The organism is Mesorhizobium sp. B2-3-14 (genome assembly GCF_006442175.1).
Lineage (GTDB): Bacteria > Pseudomonadota > Alphaproteobacteria > Rhizobiales > Rhizobiaceae > Mesorhizobium > Mesorhizobium australicum.
The window spans coordinates 60,405-76,958 of the sequence record NZ_VFVP01000015.1 but is presented as its reverse complement, the minus strand read 5'-3'; the positions used below and the strand labels follow the sequence as shown (position 1 = coordinate 76,958).

Annotated in this window: 15 protein-coding genes; 9 read left to right on the top strand and 6 right to left on the bottom strand. The window is 58.3% G+C overall.

What is annotated here, in order from left to right; genetic code table 11:
- Positions 1-432: 432 nt before the first annotated feature.
- Together FJ950_RS27285 and FJ950_RS27280 are read right to left on the bottom strand one after the other, a co-directional pair.
- Positions 433-3,084 carry an autotransporter gene (locus FJ950_RS27285; protein ID WP_246681385.1) on the bottom strand — a complete coding sequence of 884 codons (2,652 nt, stop codon included), beginning with the start codon at positions 3,082-3,084 and terminating at the stop codon, positions 433-435.
- 312 nt (positions 3,085-3,396) lie between these two features.
- A complete protein-coding gene (locus FJ950_RS27280; RefSeq protein WP_140620019.1) occupies positions 3,397-4,122 on the bottom strand; it encodes a hypothetical protein in 726 nt (241 codons plus the stop codon).
- A gap of 197 nt (positions 4,123-4,319) precedes the next feature.
- Between FJ950_RS27280 and FJ950_RS27275 the strand changes: the two genes are divergently transcribed.
- Positions 4,320-5,780 (top strand): caspase family protein, encoded by a 1,461-nt coding sequence (locus tag FJ950_RS27275; RefSeq protein WP_140620017.1) that lies wholly within the window; start codon positions 4,320-4,322, stop codon positions 5,778-5,780.
- 502 nt (positions 5,781-6,282) lie between these two features.
- Positions 6,283-6,564, top strand: coding sequence for a hypothetical protein (locus FJ950_RS27270; protein WP_140620015.1), 282 nt, complete (start codon positions 6,283-6,285; stop codon positions 6,562-6,564).
- A 397-nt stretch (positions 6,565-6,961) separates the two neighbouring features.
- On the opposite strand, the gene FJ950_RS29635 is transcribed toward FJ950_RS27270, so the two are convergent.
- Together FJ950_RS29635 and FJ950_RS27265 are read right to left on the bottom strand one after the other, a co-directional pair.
- Positions 6,962-7,129, bottom strand: a complete 168-nt coding sequence (locus FJ950_RS29635) for a hypothetical protein (protein WP_181166506.1) — start codon at positions 7,127-7,129, stop codon at positions 6,962-6,964.
- Positions 7,130-8,089: 960 nt separating this feature from the next.
- Positions 8,090-8,476, bottom strand: a complete 387-nt coding sequence (locus FJ950_RS27265) for a response regulator (RefSeq protein WP_224720258.1) — start codon at positions 8,474-8,476, stop codon at positions 8,090-8,092.
- Positions 8,477-8,806: 330 nt separating this feature from the next.
- Between FJ950_RS27265 and FJ950_RS27260 the strand changes: the two genes are divergently transcribed.
- The 7 genes from FJ950_RS27260 to FJ950_RS27235 all read left to right on the top strand — a co-directional run bounded on the left by FJ950_RS27260 (position 8,807) and on the right by FJ950_RS27235 (position 15,316).
- A complete protein-coding gene (locus FJ950_RS27260) occupies positions 8,807-9,025 on the top strand; it encodes a DUF768 domain-containing protein (RefSeq protein ID WP_140620012.1) in 219 nt (72 codons plus the stop codon).
- A gap of 672 nt (positions 9,026-9,697) precedes the next feature.
- On the top strand, positions 9,698-10,207 hold the full coding sequence (locus FJ950_RS29955; protein WP_246681384.1) for a hypothetical protein: 510 nt from the start codon (positions 9,698-9,700) through the stop codon (positions 10,205-10,207).
- Entirely contained in the window at positions 10,204-10,488 is a 285-nt protein-coding gene (locus FJ950_RS29950) for a hypothetical protein (protein ID WP_246681042.1), read from the top strand. Before FJ950_RS29955 ends, FJ950_RS29950 begins: the two co-directional genes overlap by 4 nt.
- Position 10,489: 1 nt before the next feature.
- Positions 10,490-10,687 (top strand): hypothetical protein, encoded by a 198-nt coding sequence (locus FJ950_RS27250; protein ID WP_140824493.1) that lies wholly within the window; start codon positions 10,490-10,492, stop codon positions 10,685-10,687.
- A 580-nt stretch (positions 10,688-11,267) separates the two neighbouring features.
- Positions 11,268-11,921 carry an outer membrane protein gene (locus tag FJ950_RS27245; protein WP_140620010.1) on the top strand — a complete coding sequence of 218 codons (654 nt, stop codon included), beginning with the start codon at positions 11,268-11,270 and terminating at the stop codon, positions 11,919-11,921.
- 864 nt (positions 11,922-12,785) lie between these two features.
- Complete coding sequence (locus FJ950_RS27240) at positions 12,786-14,276, top strand: ATPase domain-containing protein (protein WP_140620008.1); 1,491 nt, start codon at positions 12,786-12,788, stop codon at positions 14,274-14,276.
- Positions 14,273-15,316: a sensor histidine kinase gene (locus tag FJ950_RS27235; RefSeq protein WP_140620006.1), complete on the top strand. Its 1,044-nt coding sequence runs from the start codon at positions 14,273-14,275 to the stop codon at positions 15,314-15,316. Before FJ950_RS27240 ends, FJ950_RS27235 begins: the two co-directional genes overlap by 4 nt.
- A 15-nt stretch (positions 15,317-15,331) precedes the next feature.
- On the opposite strand, the gene FJ950_RS29630 is transcribed toward FJ950_RS27235, so the two are convergent.
- Positions 15,332-15,574 carry a hypothetical protein gene (locus tag FJ950_RS29630; RefSeq protein WP_181171461.1) on the bottom strand — a complete coding sequence of 81 codons (243 nt, stop codon included), beginning with the start codon at positions 15,572-15,574 and terminating at the stop codon, positions 15,332-15,334.
- Between the two features lie 384 nt (positions 15,575-15,958).
- On the bottom strand, positions 15,959-16,468 hold the full coding sequence (locus FJ950_RS27225) for an Hsp20/alpha crystallin family protein (protein ID WP_140620004.1): 510 nt from the start codon (positions 16,466-16,468) through the stop codon (positions 15,959-15,961).
- Between the last annotated feature and the right edge of the window lie 86 nt (positions 16,469-16,554).

Here is a 16,554-nt window from a genome sequence, read left to right as displayed (position 1 = left end):
CCCGCCACCTTTGCGGCTTGGACTGTCGGCTCGCATCCCGGCCGAAACGGCGTCTCATTCGTCAGGCGAGCCTCAGCCCAATTCCTCTCCGCACTGTCACAGAATCAACGAACAAAGGAGCGCCATCCGTAACTCGTATCGTATGATGTTCGTTCTCTGGATCGACGCTAGACAAATACGCTCACCCTTGAGCAGTGCTGGACCAGCGTTCACTCTCGACGGACGCGCTCGAACCATGGGGGCCGTCCTCTCCCTCCAACGCGTAAGCGCCCGGCTGATCCCTGCGCCTTCACCCGGGTGCGACACCGCAGGCCGAGCAATCGGTTCGCGCGGCTCAATGAGCAGTGGGAGGTGGCGATCTGGTAGCAGTGGCGAAATGCTGGCGCGAATGCGCGCACCGCGCCAACTCATTCGGATCGCAGAGTCACGCGACTAGAAGGCGACCTTCAGTCCGAGCTTGGCGCCCATAGTGGAACTGTCGGACGACACCTTACCACGGACTTCGCCGTTGACGGTCGTCAACTCCGAGACCTTCAAGTTGAAGCCGGCCGACAGCGCCGCGGAAAAATCGGCATCGTCAAAGGAGATCGTCCTGGTGTCGATTTCGGTCGTGTTCTTGTAACCGAAACGCTGCTGCAATTCGGCCCGTGCATAGGGGCTGAACACCATCCCGTTGCTTAGCTTGTAGTCGCCATAGATACCAGGCTCGATCTTAAACGCGCCAAAGGAAAGCCGGCTCTTGCCGAACTGGTTGCCGCCGCTGTCGGTAAAGGAATCGCCGCGGAATGACACGCCAAGCAGGCCACCACGCAGGTCGAAACGGGTGCGCTCGCCCAAGGTGAAGATGTGGCCGACCGATCCCGTAGCCGCATAGCCCTCGGTGTCATAGCTGCCTGTGGTGCCGAGCACGCCGTTGGTCACGTCGCTTCCGCCGAAGAAACCGGAGGCGGAGACCAGGGCGTAATTGGCGTCCTTGCGCAACAGCGCGTAGCCGCCGAACATGCCGGCCTTGTTGGTGCCCTCGCCTATGGCGTCAAATCCACGGAACGCGCCAAGGTTGACGTCTGTCGAGGCATAGCCGGCGAAAATACCGATGTTGAGACCATACTCATTGTCGAACTGGAAATGCTTGGCGGCATTGAAATCCAGGCTGATCGCGGCCGAAAAATCATTGGCATCGAAGCTCGGACCGGGGCCATTCAAACCGCCGCCACTGATAGTGTAGCCGTCATGCTCGCTATGAGCGAATTGGCCGGAGGCAAAGACGCCGAAGCTGGACGAAACCGGCACCATTCCGGATCCCGATGCGGGCGAAAGGGGTAGGTCAGCATCGATCGCGTCGCGGTTTATGCCGTAGAGAGCATCGATTGCCACCGTGACCGCCCCGGCGTTGGTGGCGCTGATCGGCGCCGCCGCAATACCGAAATTGGCCGGCGTTGCGCGCAGGAACAAGCCCCCATTCGGGCCAGTGACGATCGCATAGGTGAAAAGTGAGCCCAGGGTGCCTGGAGTGCCTTGGATGTTGAAAATCCCGGCGATCGGCCCGCCGGTCGAGACGATGATCGGAATATCGGTCGCCTGCGTGAATTGGGGCGTGCCCAGCAGGTTGACGATGATGGTGTTGACCCCGGTGGCCGAAAATGCGTTGGCGACGAGTTGATCCGACTGCAGCGTCTGTTGATTGATGTCGAGGCCGATGCTTGCTCCATTGAGGGTGAGGCCGCCCAGCGTCAACACGTCATCGGCGGCACCGTCCGTCAGGTTGATCAGCGAATTCGTCGCGATGATCGAACCTGGCATAGTGACGTTGCCGTTGATGAACAGCGTCGAGCCATTGCCGAGATTGAGTTGGTTGATGCCTTGCGTGCCACCGCTGAAACGGAGCGTGGAATGGTCGGCGGAGAAACTATCGAACCCTGCGAAATTCTGGCTTTTGCCGCCGGCAGCAAGGTCGGTATCGGTGACGGTGCCCTTGGCATTGGTTCCACTGAAAAGAACGTGATCGCTCAGATTGAGCGGATCGACCGCGCCGGATCCGTTGATGATCAGCGTGTCGGGTCCAAGGCCAGTGATGTCACCGCCGATGGTTCCGCCGGAGAGCTGGACGTGGTCTGCGTCGATGCCACCCTTGATGGTGCCGCCGGAAACCGAAACTTGGTCGAACCCGGCTCCGCCGCTGACATTGCCGTCGACGGTGCCACCAGATACCGTGATCGTATCATTGCCTGCGTCTCCGGTCACGGCGCTGTGGACCGTGCCACCGCTGATAGCCAGCGTGTCGTTGCCATCGTCACCGCTCAGACTAGCGTCGAGGACGCTCCCGGTCATGGTGAAGTGGTCGTCGCCGTCGCCAAGCCCGATGGCACCTCCTCCTTCCGAATCGCCGTGAATAATGGCGCCCTTCTTGATGGTGACGCTGTCGGCGCCGCCATTTGTCAAAACAGAACCCGCGACAATGCCGCCGTCGCCATCGGCCAAGCTTGTATCGTGTCCTATGATGATGGTGTCGGCGCCATCGCCACCGATGACTGAGCCGCCAATTTCACCGCCGGTCAACTCCAGCGAATTGTTGCCTTCGCCAAGGGAGACGCTCAGAATGGTGCCGCTGTGGATGGTGACCGTGTCATCGCCCGCACCAGTGTCGAGATTGGCATCGACTTGCGGCGCAAACGGCTCACTGTTGAAAAAAACCCCATCGGACATGTCGAACCGGTCGTTGCCGCCAAGGAGTTGAATGGTCCCCGTGCCCGGCTGCAAGGAGGTCGTTACCTCCGAGCTTATCGGCGGCAGGCCACTTACGCTGGGTGTCGCCGTACTGTTGTTCAGGATGCCGCCAACGATGTTCACAACGTCGTCGCCATTGCCGTCATAGTCGTTGACGATGACAGTCGACGAACTGTTGTCTTGCCCTTGGTAACCCTCGAACCCCGTCGTGAATACGCCGCCGAAGTCCTGGACAGTTCCGGCTGTGTTGCACGAGGCCGTGACCGACGTCGTTTGGAAGGTCGTTACGGCGGAGACGCCAGACCCGACTGTTGTCGAGGCGCCCTCGGCGGTGGCGGTGCAGGCTGCCGCGCCAGACATTTGGAACGTGGACGCTGCCGCTAACGCAAGCAACGGGACACCCCCCAGTTGATAAACCCTGCGCGGCACTCTCATTCGACCTCACTTACGAGAAATCGATACCGTCACAAATTAGGCTATTAAAATCGCTCGGCGACCCATCTGGTGGGTTCGATGCCTTGCTGACCGGAAGTGTACGCGGCGCGCTGCCCTATGGCAATGGAAAGGCGTTCGCCCTCAGACCATTGTAACGCCATATGTGGCGACAAGGTCACTATCGAAAACTCCGATCGAACTGCTGACATGGCAGTACATCAACGTCAGAGGAGACTGTTACAGCTCAGAATAGGCTGCCGAAACGGTCATATCTCCTGCATGGGCGACCTTGCGGTCAAAGCTCGCCCATATTTCGCCGCCACATTGCTGCGCCCAGCGGTGGCAGAAAGAAAAATCGGTCGGCAAATCCACATCGGGCGTCACGATCTTTGAAAACGGCGTCAGAAAGCTGTCGAACTGAGCGGTGTATTTGTTGTTTTTGTAGCGAGACCGGTTCACCGTTTCCGGAAGTTTCTCGATTATCTCGGTGACGCAGTCGCGGGACACCAAAAAGACGCCCGTGCCGCATAGCGACACCCGGACGAAGCCGCTCATCTCCTGGCGGGGTTCGATGATGGTTCCGACGAACTCCAGACTCCGTGCAAAGGCCTTTTCGAAGGGCAGTTTCGACAGCGAGTGAAGTCTGCGGAGATCGATCAGGCGCCGAGGATACAAAGTGCCGACCACCGGCTTCTCAAGCGCCAGCATCGCGGCGATAAGATCAGGCGAAAAGCCCATATCGCTGTCGATCATCAGGATGTGGCTGCAATCCGGTTTGTTGTAGTAGAAATTGGTCAGCAAATAGTTCCGGGAAAATGGGATATCCGTGTACTCGATTTCGGACAGCGTGAAGGCGTAGCTGGACAGGCTCTTGTGGGTCAGGGCTGCGAACAGGCTGCGGACGAACACGCTTTTGTAAGCGGCTCCATAAACCGGCAGCGCAAGGTTGATCTTGGTTGGCATTTTGTCCTCCACAATCCAGCGACTGAGCGCATACAAATCCCTTTCACCTATCTTTGATACGATTCTTGGTATAAAAATCTGCTGGCCTTTGGGGGCGCAGGTCCAGACGCTCGGGCAGGATTGCGTTTTGCGTCGTGGTGCGCTGTTTGGAAGGCTGCGAGATCAACATTGACGCAGGCCGGACCGAGCATGCTGACATGACCCATCGCCTCAGACTCTTGTTTCGTATCCCGCTGCTTCTGCTTCTGATGCTCCTTGGCTCGGCCGGCGCTCGCGCGGCGGTCGAACAGACCGCGTCGCCGCAACCACGCAACCGGCTGGCGATCGTCATTGGCAATTCGAACTATCAAAGCACCCGGCTTGAGCATCTCCCCAATGCAACAAACGATGCCATAAGGCTTTCAGGGAGCTTGAAGCGGCTGAATTTTGAAGTCCTGACTGGGACCGATCTTTCGACCCAAGGTTTTGCCAAACTCCTGCAAGACGCTGAAGCGCGGTTACCGAGCGCCAGTGCCGTTTTGATTTTCTATGCCGGTCACGGCGTCCAACTGAATGGCGAAAACTACCTGCTCTCGGTTGATACGCCCGATCCTGAAAGCCTGGAAAAACTGACGGGCAGCGCCATCAAGCTAAATGATGTGATCGCGCGGTTCGCGCGACGCGACCGCCAGACATTCATATTCCTGGACGCCTGCCGCAACAATCCGCTCGGTTCTGGCAGCGGCGCGAGCAATGGTCTGGCGCAAGTTGAAGTCGGTGAAAATACATTCGTTGCCTTTGCCACTCAGCCTGGAAATGTCACGGCAGATGGCGGCGGCGAAAACAGCCCGTTCACCACCGCACTGCTGAAGAATGTCGAGATCCCCGGGCTCAGCATTTCGGACATGATGATCCGTGTGCGCAACGAAACTGAGGCGCTGACGGTCGGCCGTCAAGTGCCTTGGGATCAATCCAACCTGCGCGAGCAGTTCTATTTCACCGAGCAACAGGTGCTCGATCCGGGACAGTTGAGCGCAAGCCTTTCACGCATCCTGGCAGACCCCACAGCAAAGAAGAGGTTGCAGGTCGAACTTGCCTCAAATGACCTGCAAACAGCCGTGGTCATCGTTGGACAGACGTTGCGGTCGGTCGAGATTCCCGCACCGTCATCCAGTTTGGCGCAGCCTGTTGGCACTCAGGTTGCCAATTTGTCGCCCGCTGAAGGGGTTGAAGACGCTCGCCAAAGTGTCGTCTCCGGTCTCGAAACCCTTATAATCGGCGCGTCCGCGGGCGTGGGGGACAAGGACAAGACGGCCGATCTTGCACGCAACATTCAGACGGAACTTCGTCGCCTGGGCTGCTACCGGATGCAGGTTGATGGGGATTGGGGCACGGGCTCAATTCGTGCTCTCACTGACTACTACAAAAACACCAAGCAGGTCGCAGCAACGACTGAGCCGAGCGTCGGACTGCTCGGCGATCTCTTTCTGCGCTCAGGCAGAATCTGCAAGCAACCGGTCATCGTCAAGGCCAAGCCGGCTAAAGTGGCGTCGGATGCCGCCCCGTCGCGCAACACCCCCAGGGGGATGACTGCAAAACGCTCGCCAGCCGCGCCGAGACGTCCCGCGGCTCCCCCACCCGACATTTCCGGGGGCATCGGCATTGGCGGTGTATTCTAGGCGGCCGCCTTTGCTCACGCCCTCACTTCCCACGGAGCGAACGGGAATGATGGGGCCTTGGGGGTGCTTCACCGCATCGTCTAGCCGCCGTTCCCTTGCAGTGTGTTGCGCCAGATCTGTGCAAGCCCGGCAACCCGGCCGGTCTACAGCGTCCATTGCCCCAGTCGCCAAGGTCGCTCAAGCGACACGAGAGCTGATGGATGAGTGAGGCAACGAAAACGAGACGGCGTATCACTCCAGTCGGAGACAGCTATGATCTGGCCCACTGAAACGGAGCGACCGAAGTACGTTTTGGGAAGGTTGGTGGAGCCCTGCTGAACACGGCCGATAGCGCCTGCGGACGCTTCGTGGTGATCGCGGATGTGCGTAACAATGTTTGAAGTTGCTAATTTCTATCGCCGAGCAGCCTATCATCCTAGTTTTTCAACGGCTATGCGCTGGAACCCAGTTGGAAAATGCACGTTTGTCTTATGGTCACTTCAACGACCACACGGAGGATCAAATGAACATCAAGATGCTCACAATGGGCGTGCTGACGCTTGCCATGATGAGTGGTTCAGCACTTGCCGCTAACAACACATCCGCTCTCGACGATCCGGCGAAGATGTCGCCGATCTTCACCGATGCAGGCATGAAAACGTTGAGGTCGGAGGCGGATTTCAAAACCGCTTGGATGTCCATGAAGCCCGATGAACAGAAGGCGGTACTGAAAGACTGCGGCGATACTACGCTTAACAAGGCGCATGCGGATTTCTGCGCTATGGCGAAAAAGATGGGCGGCTAAATTTAGCCTTTGAGGCCAACAAAAACGGGGGTGGACTGTTTGCCCGCCCCGCAGCGTGATCGCGCCCCGCGTCGCGATGATAGCGCGATCTTGGCGGCTCCATTGCATAGCTATGATCGTTCAACGACGAGCACCGCGCCATTGCTCGTTTGAAGGCCCCCTGGGTCTTGAAGCACGGCAGCACGGGTCTCAAGTCGCAATGACCTCGGTTCTGCGTCGTGGCGACAGTGCTGCATCTTCCGCTGGGGCCGTGCCGCGGACGCGCTGCTCATCGAGCAACCGGCGGCAATATAGGTAGATGCTGGTGTGAGGTAGCGTTGTCGAGGTCGGGAGCGCAATCAAACTCCGACAGAAATGACCCGACTAACCGCCAGGTGTGCTTTCCGAAGTGAGATAGTTAGCCCTGCCGAGCATCGCCGAAATTCTGGGCTGCACTTGAAAGGATTTTACGAGATCGCTTTATAAGCCGCTGGTTTTGCTCGATAATCTCCTGAGTTTCCTTAATGCGGCGTTGCGTTTCATCCAAGCGGTTAACCAGCTTTTTGGTGTCGTCCATCTTTTGCATGAGAATGGCCGCCTTATCGTGATGTGTAACCTACTGCGTTAGCAACTCGCGCGGGCGGGAAATTGTTCCTTAGCCCAAGTCACGCGGCGCGGATGCAGCAGGCGATATCCCAACAGCAGCTACAATCTTTTGCATTTCGCCTTCCGATAATGTCACGTGCTCCCGATTAAGGAGGGCACTCGCGCGTCGAGAGTACGTGACCCTTCAGCAAAACGAACTCGTCGCTCAAAGCGGAAAAAGATGCGGACTTGAGCGATCCAGCAAGCAAGGCGATCCACTCGCCGTTCAGGCAGATCGTTGGAAAGGGAAGGTTAGTGGGGGAACATGTCCACTTCTTCGCGTTCTGTCGCATGTCTCAAAATCCAGATAGGTTAATATCGGTTCGCAGCAAATCAAGGTTCGGGAGCGGGCCGCACCAACTCCTGCGGCCTTCCCAAGTGACCCTGCCCGCTGGCTCCAGCCAGCGGGCTTTTTCGTGCCCGAAACACTACTCGAGGGAGGAGGTTAACCATACAGTGGTCGATTCCGACGGGATGTGCCACGCCCTATGGAAGGCCCGTCGCGGGAGCGGCGGGCTTTCTTTATGCTGTTTTCATCTCGGCACAATTTCCATGGCGCCGAATGGCATTCTATTCTCCGCATTGGTCACCAAGGTCCGGCAATTGCCTTGATTCTGTCTACAGACGCCGCCGCTGCCGTGAATAGACGCGGCCGGTTTGCGCTCTCTCCTTTGATCGCAGGCGGCTGACAAGGCTCGCTAGCTCGGCGCAGTTTCGCCGCCGCGGATAAGGCGAGGAGCCCCCAGGGCTGATCAAACGCGAGCGACTGTCGTCCGTGACTGCCCGGTCGGGGGCGTCGATAGTCCCGCCGCCGCCACCGGTCCCTTGATATAAGTGGAATGTGTTCAAAGCCCGCAAGCTCTCGCCAGCGGGCTCTTTTACTGCACCAGTGACATTGCACTTAGGTGGGCGTGCCTGGGTCGCGCGGCATCTGCTGGTTAAGGAGTGTGGCTAGTGCCGTTACAATCTGCACGACGGCAAATGGCTTTGAAATCATGACGCTGTTTGGGACGCCCTGTTCAGCCCAATGGGGGGCACTGTCACCGCTGACGTAGACAACTGGCATTGCTGGTGAGGCGTGGCGGAAATATCTGGCGAGTTCCCATCCAGATTTTCCGTTCCCGAGACGAACGTCAGTGACCAGGGCGCGGATATTCGACGGGTCTGTGTCAAACACCTCGATCGCAATTTCCGCGTTTTTCGCACGAACGACCTCGAACCCAGCGTCCTCTAACCCGGATTCGATATCCATTAGGATCAGCGGCTCATCCTCTACGACCAAAATCACAACGCCAACTCACCGGTTCCCCTCAATGGAGGGCATCTTGCGATCTATCAGAAGATTAGTCCATGCTAATAGCCTCCGCTATTGACGTTAAAGGCGTGGGTGTCCGTCGCCGGCGAGAATTACCGGTAGCGGACGTATGGAAGTGAACATCATGCTTTCGCCGCTAACAGGCAGCTGAAGCATGGATTCCATCAAGGACCACCTTCGCAACATCGTTCGCCGTGATAGCGGCGGCTCGAAAGTTACTGGAGCCTGAAATTCCGCAAAGGCCGCTCTTTGGCGGCTGCATCAATGAGCGGAACGTAACATCTCTCGGCGGCTTATGCCCCGATGAGCACTCGCGGCGTCAACTTCCTCGACAGGTGGCTAAGCAGCAATCTGTCAGGCCTCGCCAGTTCAGACGTGATTACGGTTGCGGAGGCGATTGAAAAGCCTTTCGCCGACGCGAAGGCGATCGGGATCAGTAGCACCGAAATTGAGGAGGAGACCGGCAGCGTTTACGAAACAGTGCTCGACGCCATCGTTCATCATGGAGCGGGCGGGCTGTAGCCGCGAACGAAGATGCGCAAAAGAGGGGCAGACGACCGGGCAAGCGGGCGGCGGCGTAAAGCCCCCCGGTCGTCTATAGGCAACGTCAGCTGAGCTTGGAGGCACGCCGGCGCGGAGGGATGCGCTTGGAACGGCGCTTCTCCACGCTATGCCCATCAGCGGCGCCTACAATGGGGTTGCCGGCATATGGTGAATGAGCCGCTGCTATCCACAGGCACGCATTCCACCATTCTTAAGAGCACGGTCGGGGGCCTGCACTGGCCAATGTCGGGGTTTGCCTCACGTCTCCATCAAACAGTGCGACAAGCCTTCGTCGCCTGGCCACCCGCTGGTGGGGCTTTGTTATTTCCGCTTTGGAAATGCGATCACCTTCGCCTCCAGGCTCCGGCTCCAGCGGCTCATGAACGCGCCGCTCATGCCAGAAGACTTGGCGCAGATCGCGCTGATCAACCCTTTGGCCACAGGGACGTGCAGTTGTAGAAGTGCAGATGCTCTTCAATATGCTGGGCGCTGTGCAACTTGCCGGGAATAGGCGGACCAAGCTCGGACAGCTTTGTCATGCGGGCTGTAACATCCCCCCCTGGTAAAGGTTCCGCAACCATTTTAGCCAAAACTGATTGAACTGCGGTTCGTGAGTGCTGTGTATGGGTTTGAAGGTTCAGTAAGCGGCTGATGCCGATCCTGGTTGAGAAGCCTCCCGAGGGCGAAGAATGGATTCGCGAAGTCAAGTGTGACGGCTATCGATCTCAGTTCACCAAGGATGAGGGCGGCGTGCGGATTTTCACGCGGCGCGGACTCGACTGCACGGCCAGATACCGAGACCTCGCCAAGGCAGCCGGCGACCTCAATGTCGAAAACGCCACCTTAAACGGCGAGATCATCGTGCTGAACGAGGCTCGGATCTCGGACTTCGGCCCGCTGCGCAATGCCATCACCAGCCGGCAGCATGACCTCTATTTCGTAGCCTTTGATCTGCTGCACCTCAACGGCCATGACCTTCGGGATGTGGCGCTGGAAGACTGTCGCGACATCCTGGCCGACTTGATCCCGCCGCACACCAGGATCCACTTCTATCAGCCTTTGCCCGGCGATGCTGCATTTTCCACCTTGTCGAGCAGCCCGGGCTGGAGGGCATGGTGTCGAAGCGCAATGACCGTATATACCGGAGCGGCCCATCGATGAACTGGGTGAAAGCAAAATGCCATACGGTGGCTGAATACGAGTTACTTGGCGTCGAACGTGAGCCGGGCAAGCCAGCCTTCGCTTTGATGGCCGATCGGAAGACCGGCCAGTGTGTCGGTTCTACCTTCACCAATTCCAGCCGAGCAATCCGAGAACGGCTGTGGAAACGCGTCCAGGAGCATGTGCGACCGGCGCCCAAGGGCATGAAGCGGCCGGCAACGCAATGGGTCAAGCCCGGCATCATCACGCTACATTGCAGAACTTTCGCGAGGAATGAGTAAGATGGTCGTCGCAAAGAATGATCAGGAGCGCATCACCTGTGCCTACGCCTGGATGTATGGCCAGCAGGCGCGCAAGGATGGCAAGGAACGCGCCGTGCCTGAGTATTGGCACGAGCATGCCGAGGCCTGGCTACAGGGCTTCGACGGACAGCCTTTAGAAGGGCCGGGTGCAGCGCCCCTTAGCAGAGGCGGAGCTTGACGAGGCCGCCATCGGCAAGCCGGGAAAGCAAAGCGCCGATCGACCTTATCGCCGAATGAGCACGCGCGGTGCGCCGTGCCATGGCCGCCCCGATCAATGATGCGGATTCAAGTTCGCTCATCCGCCGAGGTCGAACAGATGGGCAAACAGCTTCTCACTTTAAAACCACGCGCCAAGCCTGGACTTATCCGATCAACATCCGCGAGGAGCTCTCGGCCAACATGGCGGGGTTCCTGGGACTCGTGCCTGGTTGGGGATGGTGGCGGCCGCCCACTACCGGTCATCTCCCGCGGCGAGACCGGCGCCAGTAATGGAGGCCATTTAGGAAAAGTACGCCGACAGCACCACGGGCGCGTTGGTGCGATCCTTCGCTTGTCGGCCGAGGCCGACGGATCTCCGTGATGTTTGAACAACCGTCCTTTGACGCCCTCTCATCCGGACCGATGGTATTCCATTGGGCTAACCCACTCCCCTTTCTGAGCCGCACCGCGCTAGCACCCGAATCAGGTCAAATGTGGCGGAAATACAACTGCACGCGCCGGGAAGCTCTGCTACCAACGGACAGGTTATGGGGGCCACTATGAAAAAGCTGCTTCTTGGTCTGTCGCTGTCTCTGCTGGCGTCCTCGGCGTTTGCTGCCGACGCCATCGTCGGAGAAGCCGCGCCCGTTTTTATTTGGACAGGCGGGTATGTCGGCGTCCAAGCAGGATATGCTTGGAGTGATGGCAACATACACCAAAATAATGGACCGGGGTTTATTGAGTCAGACCCTGACGGGTTCCTTGGGGGTGTCTTCGCTGGTTATAACTATCAGATGTCAAACGACGTCGTGATTGGTGCGGAACTGGACTTCGTGTCCGCCAATGTCGATGGCAGCGGCCAAATATTTGCCGCTCCTGGTCTGCCATTTCCGGGCGGCGTCGGGACTGAGGAGCTCAACTGGAGTGGGGCGGCAAGACTTCGCCTGGGATATGCCGCCGATCGCTTTCTTCCCTACATCGCGGGTGGCGTTGCATTTGGAGACATCGGCATCAGCAGTAACACCGGCGTAAGTTCTTTCGGAGATACATTCACGGGATGGACGATAGGCGCGGGCTTGGATTATGCCATGACGGCCAATCTGCTGCTGCGCGCCGAGTATCGCTATACTGACTTCGGCAAGGAAGCATTGCCGGCGGGGGTTGTTGATCTGACTACCAGCGAGGTTCGCTTAGGCTTCGCCTACAAGTTCTAGTCCTCTGAGCCCAATAGAGCCTGTCGCTTACCGCGATGGGCCTTTTGCGCAAGGATTAGCCGCTGACTGGCTGTTGTGAGCTTCGGCGATTTAGAGCTCGCATAGCTTTCCGCCCATCTTCGAGATTTACCTTCATAGGCAAAGGTAAAGTTGACAGTCACGTATCGGCCTTCGCGTTAGGTTCGTTCGTCCAGCCTTCAGGCAATCGGTCAAAGACACCAACCCTACTTAAAGCTCAGTGGGGGAATCACGCCGAGCTGTTTTTGGGAAGATATGTGCAACGACCAAGCGCACGAGGGAGCTAGGCGCAACGCAAGTCCCCAAAAAAGCCTTCACTGGGTATTTGGCCCGTTCGGGGGAAGGGTACTCCGGGGCAGGCAAGGGGCGCTGGTTTAGGGCAGCGCCTCCTTCGATGTCGTCGTCGCAAGTAGAGCGATCCTGGCAATAGCGAGGACGCGCCGTCGCGGTCGCACCTTTGGGAGGCGCACGACTGCCTCTGCATTCTGCATCCTGGGGCGCGTCTGCTTCTTTACCACTCGCAGGCTCGTTCGGGTAGGGCAGGATCGGAAACCTGCCGGTCTAGGCAATGCCAGGATGCTTTGGCGGCGGCTTGTTGCTCGTTCAATAGCAACCGATTGAACCCCGGGAGCTAATGCGACCGCGACGCTTTGAGTTTATTGAATAATGTCGGCCCTGTTGACCGGGCAAAACACCAGGCGACCTCGTTAAGTGACGTCCGAGATGGTCTACCGATGAGCGGCTTTACGACAACTCGCAGCGCCCGTCGGGCGCAGGATTGCCTCATAGGAACCTTTAAGAAAACCGGCCGTTGTTGGCGGTCCACCAGACCACAAAGGGGGCCACTTGGACCAGGATGATGCGGCACCGACACCGACTGGCGTACCAGGATTGGACTATGTCCTGCGCGGGGGATATGCCAGATACAGATCGCATCTAATCGAAGGACGTCCAGGCTCAGGCAAGACGACGCTCGGCCTGCAGTTCTTGATCGAAGGCGTCGCGGCAGGCGAAACCTGCCTCTACATCACCCTTTCTGAGAGCAAACGTGAGTTGCTTGCGGTCGCAACTCGTCACGGCTGGACCCTCGACGGCATCGTAATCCTTGAACTTGTGCCTCCGGAATTGAGCCTCGATCCATCACAGTTGCAGACGCTGGTGCACTCTTCCGACCTGGAACTCGGCGAAACCGTTCGATCCGCGCTGGCGGAGATAGAAACGCTGAAGCCTGGTAGAGTTGTTTTCGACTCTCTTTCGGAGATTCGCCTTCTTTCGCAAGGTTCTTTGCGGTATAGGCGGCAGGTTCTGGCCTTGAAAAGCTTTTTCTTGCTCAACGACGCGACGGTCCTGCTTCTAGATGATCTCACCGCGGAGCATGACGACTTCAATCTACATTCCATTAGCCACGGCGTGATCCGCATGGAGCAGCTATCGCCAATCTATGGCAGTGAGCGCCGCCGTCTGCGGGTCATCAAGATGCGCGGTGTCGAGATCCGAGGTGGGTTCCATGATTTTGTCATCCGCCCCGGCGGAGTGATTGTGTTTCCGCGGCTTGTCGCGGCCGAACACGAAGAAGGATTGCACGGTCCCCCAGCCCTCAGCGACAGTTCTGTGGACGCACTCATGGGAGGCGGGCTCGCTAGGGGTACCAGCACCCTGTTGATTGGCCCCTCTGGTGTTGGGAAATCCACTATCGCCTCATCCTATGGCCATGCTGCGTTGTTGCGGGGTGAGCGCGTGCTGGTGCTCCTATTCGACGAAACCAAACGGATCTTTCTGACGCGTGCTGCCGGTGTTGGATTGGATCTGCAGAAGTTTGTTGACCAAGGGGCGCTTCTCCTCGAACAGATTGATCCAGCCGATTTGTCGCCGGGCGAACTATCAACCCTGATTCAAAAGGCCGTCGAATTGTCCGACGTGCGCATTGTTGTCATCGATAGCCTCACCGGATACTTAAACGCCCTAGCGGAACAACAGTATCTTGTCCTGCAAATGCATGAAATTTTGACTTACCTCAATCACAAAGGCGTTGTGACCATTCTGCTGCTTGCCAATCACGGGCTCATTGGCAACATGTCCGTCCCGATTGACATCACTTACCTCTGCGATGCGGTTATGCTGCTTAGGTTCTTTGAGAGCGGCGGTCGGCTCCGACGCGCGATCTCTGTTGTCAAGAAACGGGTCGGGCCGCATGAGGACACCATCCGGGAATTCAGGATCGGTAACCAAGGTCTTGCTGTGGGAGAGCCACTGGCAGAGTTCCGGGGAATTTTGACGGGCGTGCCACTTTTCGAGGGAAAATCCTCGGAACTTCTGGACGACAAGGACCGGGCATGAACGCCCGTGAGGGAGACGTGCTAATCCTTGCTCCGCTCGGGCGAGATGCCAAGCTAGCGGCCTCCATTCTCGCCGAAAGCGGGATCTCTACACATATCTGCAAAACCCTTGATGAGGTGGTGGCAGCACTCGAGACTGCCAGATGTCTCGTCGTCACCGAGGAAGCTTTGCTTCACGCTGATCGTACTGCGTTGGCAGCCTGGCTCGACATGCAGCCGGCTTGGTCGGACTATCCGATCGTATTGCTGGTGATGCGGGAGACGGAGTTCGACAAGCGGCTAAATTTTCTCGACCGGCACTTGATCGTCCTTGAACGGCCGTTCCTGGCCTCGAGCTTGGTCAACTCGGTCCGCTCGGCACTGCGTGCCCGCAGCCGCCAGTTAGAAGTCAAGTCGTACATCGAACAGAAGCAAGAAGTGGCTGATCGCCAGAAATTGTTGATCCGGGAACTCCATCATAGGGTAAAGAACACTCTTGCCAACGTTCGCGCCATGATGAGCGCCACAGCGCGAACGAGCGGGCGGGTGGAAGACTTTGTCCGCGACTTTTCGGCACGAATTGTCTCCCTCGCGGACACACATTCCATTCTGACTGACGACTACTGGCAGACCGCGTCTTTGCGCCAGCTTCTTGAGGGAGAACTTCGCCATTACGACACGAGCGGCTCTTCACGGGTCGTGCTTGAGGGGCCCGATGTAGCGCTGGTCGCCGACATTGCCATTCCTGTAGGCATGGCATTTCACGAGCTCGCCTCCAATTCCTCCAAGTACGGAGCTTTGTCCCGGCCGAACGGGCGGGTTGAGGTAAGTTGGTCGATCGAACGGGCCAGCGATCACCGGGTCGTTGCGTTGCATTGGCGAGAAAGGGATGGACCTACAGTGCAAGAACCAAAGCGAAAGGGCTTTGGCACGGTACTGCTGGAAAAAGTTGTCGCTGTGCAGTGCCAGGCGAAGATCAATTTAGTCTACGACCCCGATGGGTTGCAGTTCGACATGGAGCTTCCGGTGCGAGATACCCGGCTCGTTCCCGCCTACGGATAGGAACGACACGAATGCCTAAATCCTCTCGTCAGGCTCGAGATAGCGATCGAGCTCGGACAACCCTGCGTAGGTCTCGCCAGCTTCGCTCTCGCCAACTCCGTAAAGATCGCGCTGGCGGGCAATCGGCGATGCAGCTTTTCGACGGCGGGCTGTACCGCGGCAATGATACTGCCGGTATTCGAACGAGACCTTGTCGATCCATAGGCTTGGGCGCTTGGCGGCATGCTGGATCTGCACCGTCGCCGTGCCCATGCCCATTTCGACTCTCGCTGCCTCGATGAGAGCGCTGCCGTCGGCTGAGACGCGGAGGCGCGCTGCTCGCGCTCGAATGCGAGGTTGCCGCCGACGGGGATGGTTCAGGCACGAGAGCCTCGGTCTCAGTGCGACGGCCAATGGCTGATCGGCGTGGCGACTGCCTACTGTCCCGTCTCCGCTTTCCCACGACAATGCGCAATGCGCGCGACCGCATCGTCCGGGAAGAGCGAGCGCTTCATCGAAAGGCTTGTGCAGGTTGTCGTTCGACGGCCACCCCTGTGGGTTATAACCTGGTTCGGTCTGTCGACCTGTCTGGTGTTCATCCCTGCCTGCCTGAAGGACGCTGCCGGCGGCGGCCAGCTGCCCGCCGCCGGCGCCTGCCACGGGTTAGCTCTTGATGGCGATGCGCTTGACCTGCGACTGCGCTCTCTCGCTCTTGGGCAAGGTCACGGTCAGCACACCATTGCTGAAGCGCGCGTCGACCTTGTCGTCCTTGACCTCGTAGCCGAGTGGGATGCGCCGCTCGAAGTGGCCATAGAAACGCTCGGAGAACTGCCGGTCCTTGTCCTCCGTCTCGGAGTGTTTTTCGCCCTTCAAGGTCAGCACTCCGTCGTCGAGCAGGACTTCGATGTCCTTCTCTTCGAGGCCAGGTATCTCGGCTGTCACCTTGATCTCCTTCTCACTGTCGGAAATCTCGACGCTCGGCCAACCGCCGCTGAAGGCGGAAGGAGTGTTGAAAGAGGGAAGGTTCGAGCCGAAGCCGCGAAAGACGTCGTCGAACAGCCGGTTCACCTCGCGATGCAGCGACAGGAACGGGTCGCGCTCGCTATCGCGGAACACAGTTGGAGCCTGGTTGCCGTTGCCTCGGTTCCAGGGAATCAGATCACGGACATTCATTGTTCTTCTCCTTCTGTTTGTTCGTTTGTTTTCCCGCCGGCGCCGGGGAGTGCCCAACGCCGTGCCCAATGTGCGCTTTGGGGGCG

Coding starts and splice junctions, on each gene's coding strand:
- FJ950_RS29635 (WP_181166506.1), bottom strand. CDS start 7,129: ATGCAAAAGATGGACGACACCAAAAAGCTGGTTAACCGCTTGGATGAA.
- FJ950_RS27270 (WP_140620015.1), top strand. CDS start 6,283: ATGAACATCAAGATGCTCACAATGGGCGTGCTGACGCTTGCCATGATG.
- FJ950_RS29955 (WP_246681384.1), top strand. CDS start 9,698: ATGCCGATCCTGGTTGAGAAGCCTCCCGAGGGCGAAGAATGGATTCGC.
- FJ950_RS27225 (WP_140620004.1), bottom strand. CDS start 16,468: ATGAATGTCCGTGATCTGATTCCCTGGAACCGAGGCAACGGCAACCAG.
- FJ950_RS27285 (WP_246681385.1), bottom strand. CDS start 3,084: ATGTCTGGCGCGGCAGCCTGCACCGCCACCGCCGAGGGCGCCTCGACA.
- FJ950_RS27280 (WP_140620019.1), bottom strand. CDS start 4,122: ATGCCAACCAAGATCAACCTTGCGCTGCCGGTTTATGGAGCCGCTTAC.
- FJ950_RS29630 (WP_181171461.1), bottom strand. CDS start 15,574: ATGGGCATGGGCACGGCGACGGTGCAGATCCAGCATGCCGCCAAGCGC.
- FJ950_RS29950 (WP_246681042.1), top strand. CDS start 10,204: ATGAACTGGGTGAAAGCAAAATGCCATACGGTGGCTGAATACGAGTTA.
- FJ950_RS27245 (WP_140620010.1), top strand. CDS start 11,268: ATGAAAAAGCTGCTTCTTGGTCTGTCGCTGTCTCTGCTGGCGTCCTCG.
- FJ950_RS27250 (WP_140824493.1), top strand. CDS start 10,490: ATGGTCGTCGCAAAGAATGATCAGGAGCGCATCACCTGTGCCTACGCC.
- FJ950_RS27260 (WP_140620012.1), top strand. CDS start 8,807: ATGAGCACTCGCGGCGTCAACTTCCTCGACAGGTGGCTAAGCAGCAAT.
- FJ950_RS27235 (WP_140620006.1), top strand. CDS start 14,273: ATGAACGCCCGTGAGGGAGACGTGCTAATCCTTGCTCCGCTCGGGCGA.
- FJ950_RS27275 (WP_140620017.1), top strand. CDS start 4,320: ATGACCCATCGCCTCAGACTCTTGTTTCGTATCCCGCTGCTTCTGCTT.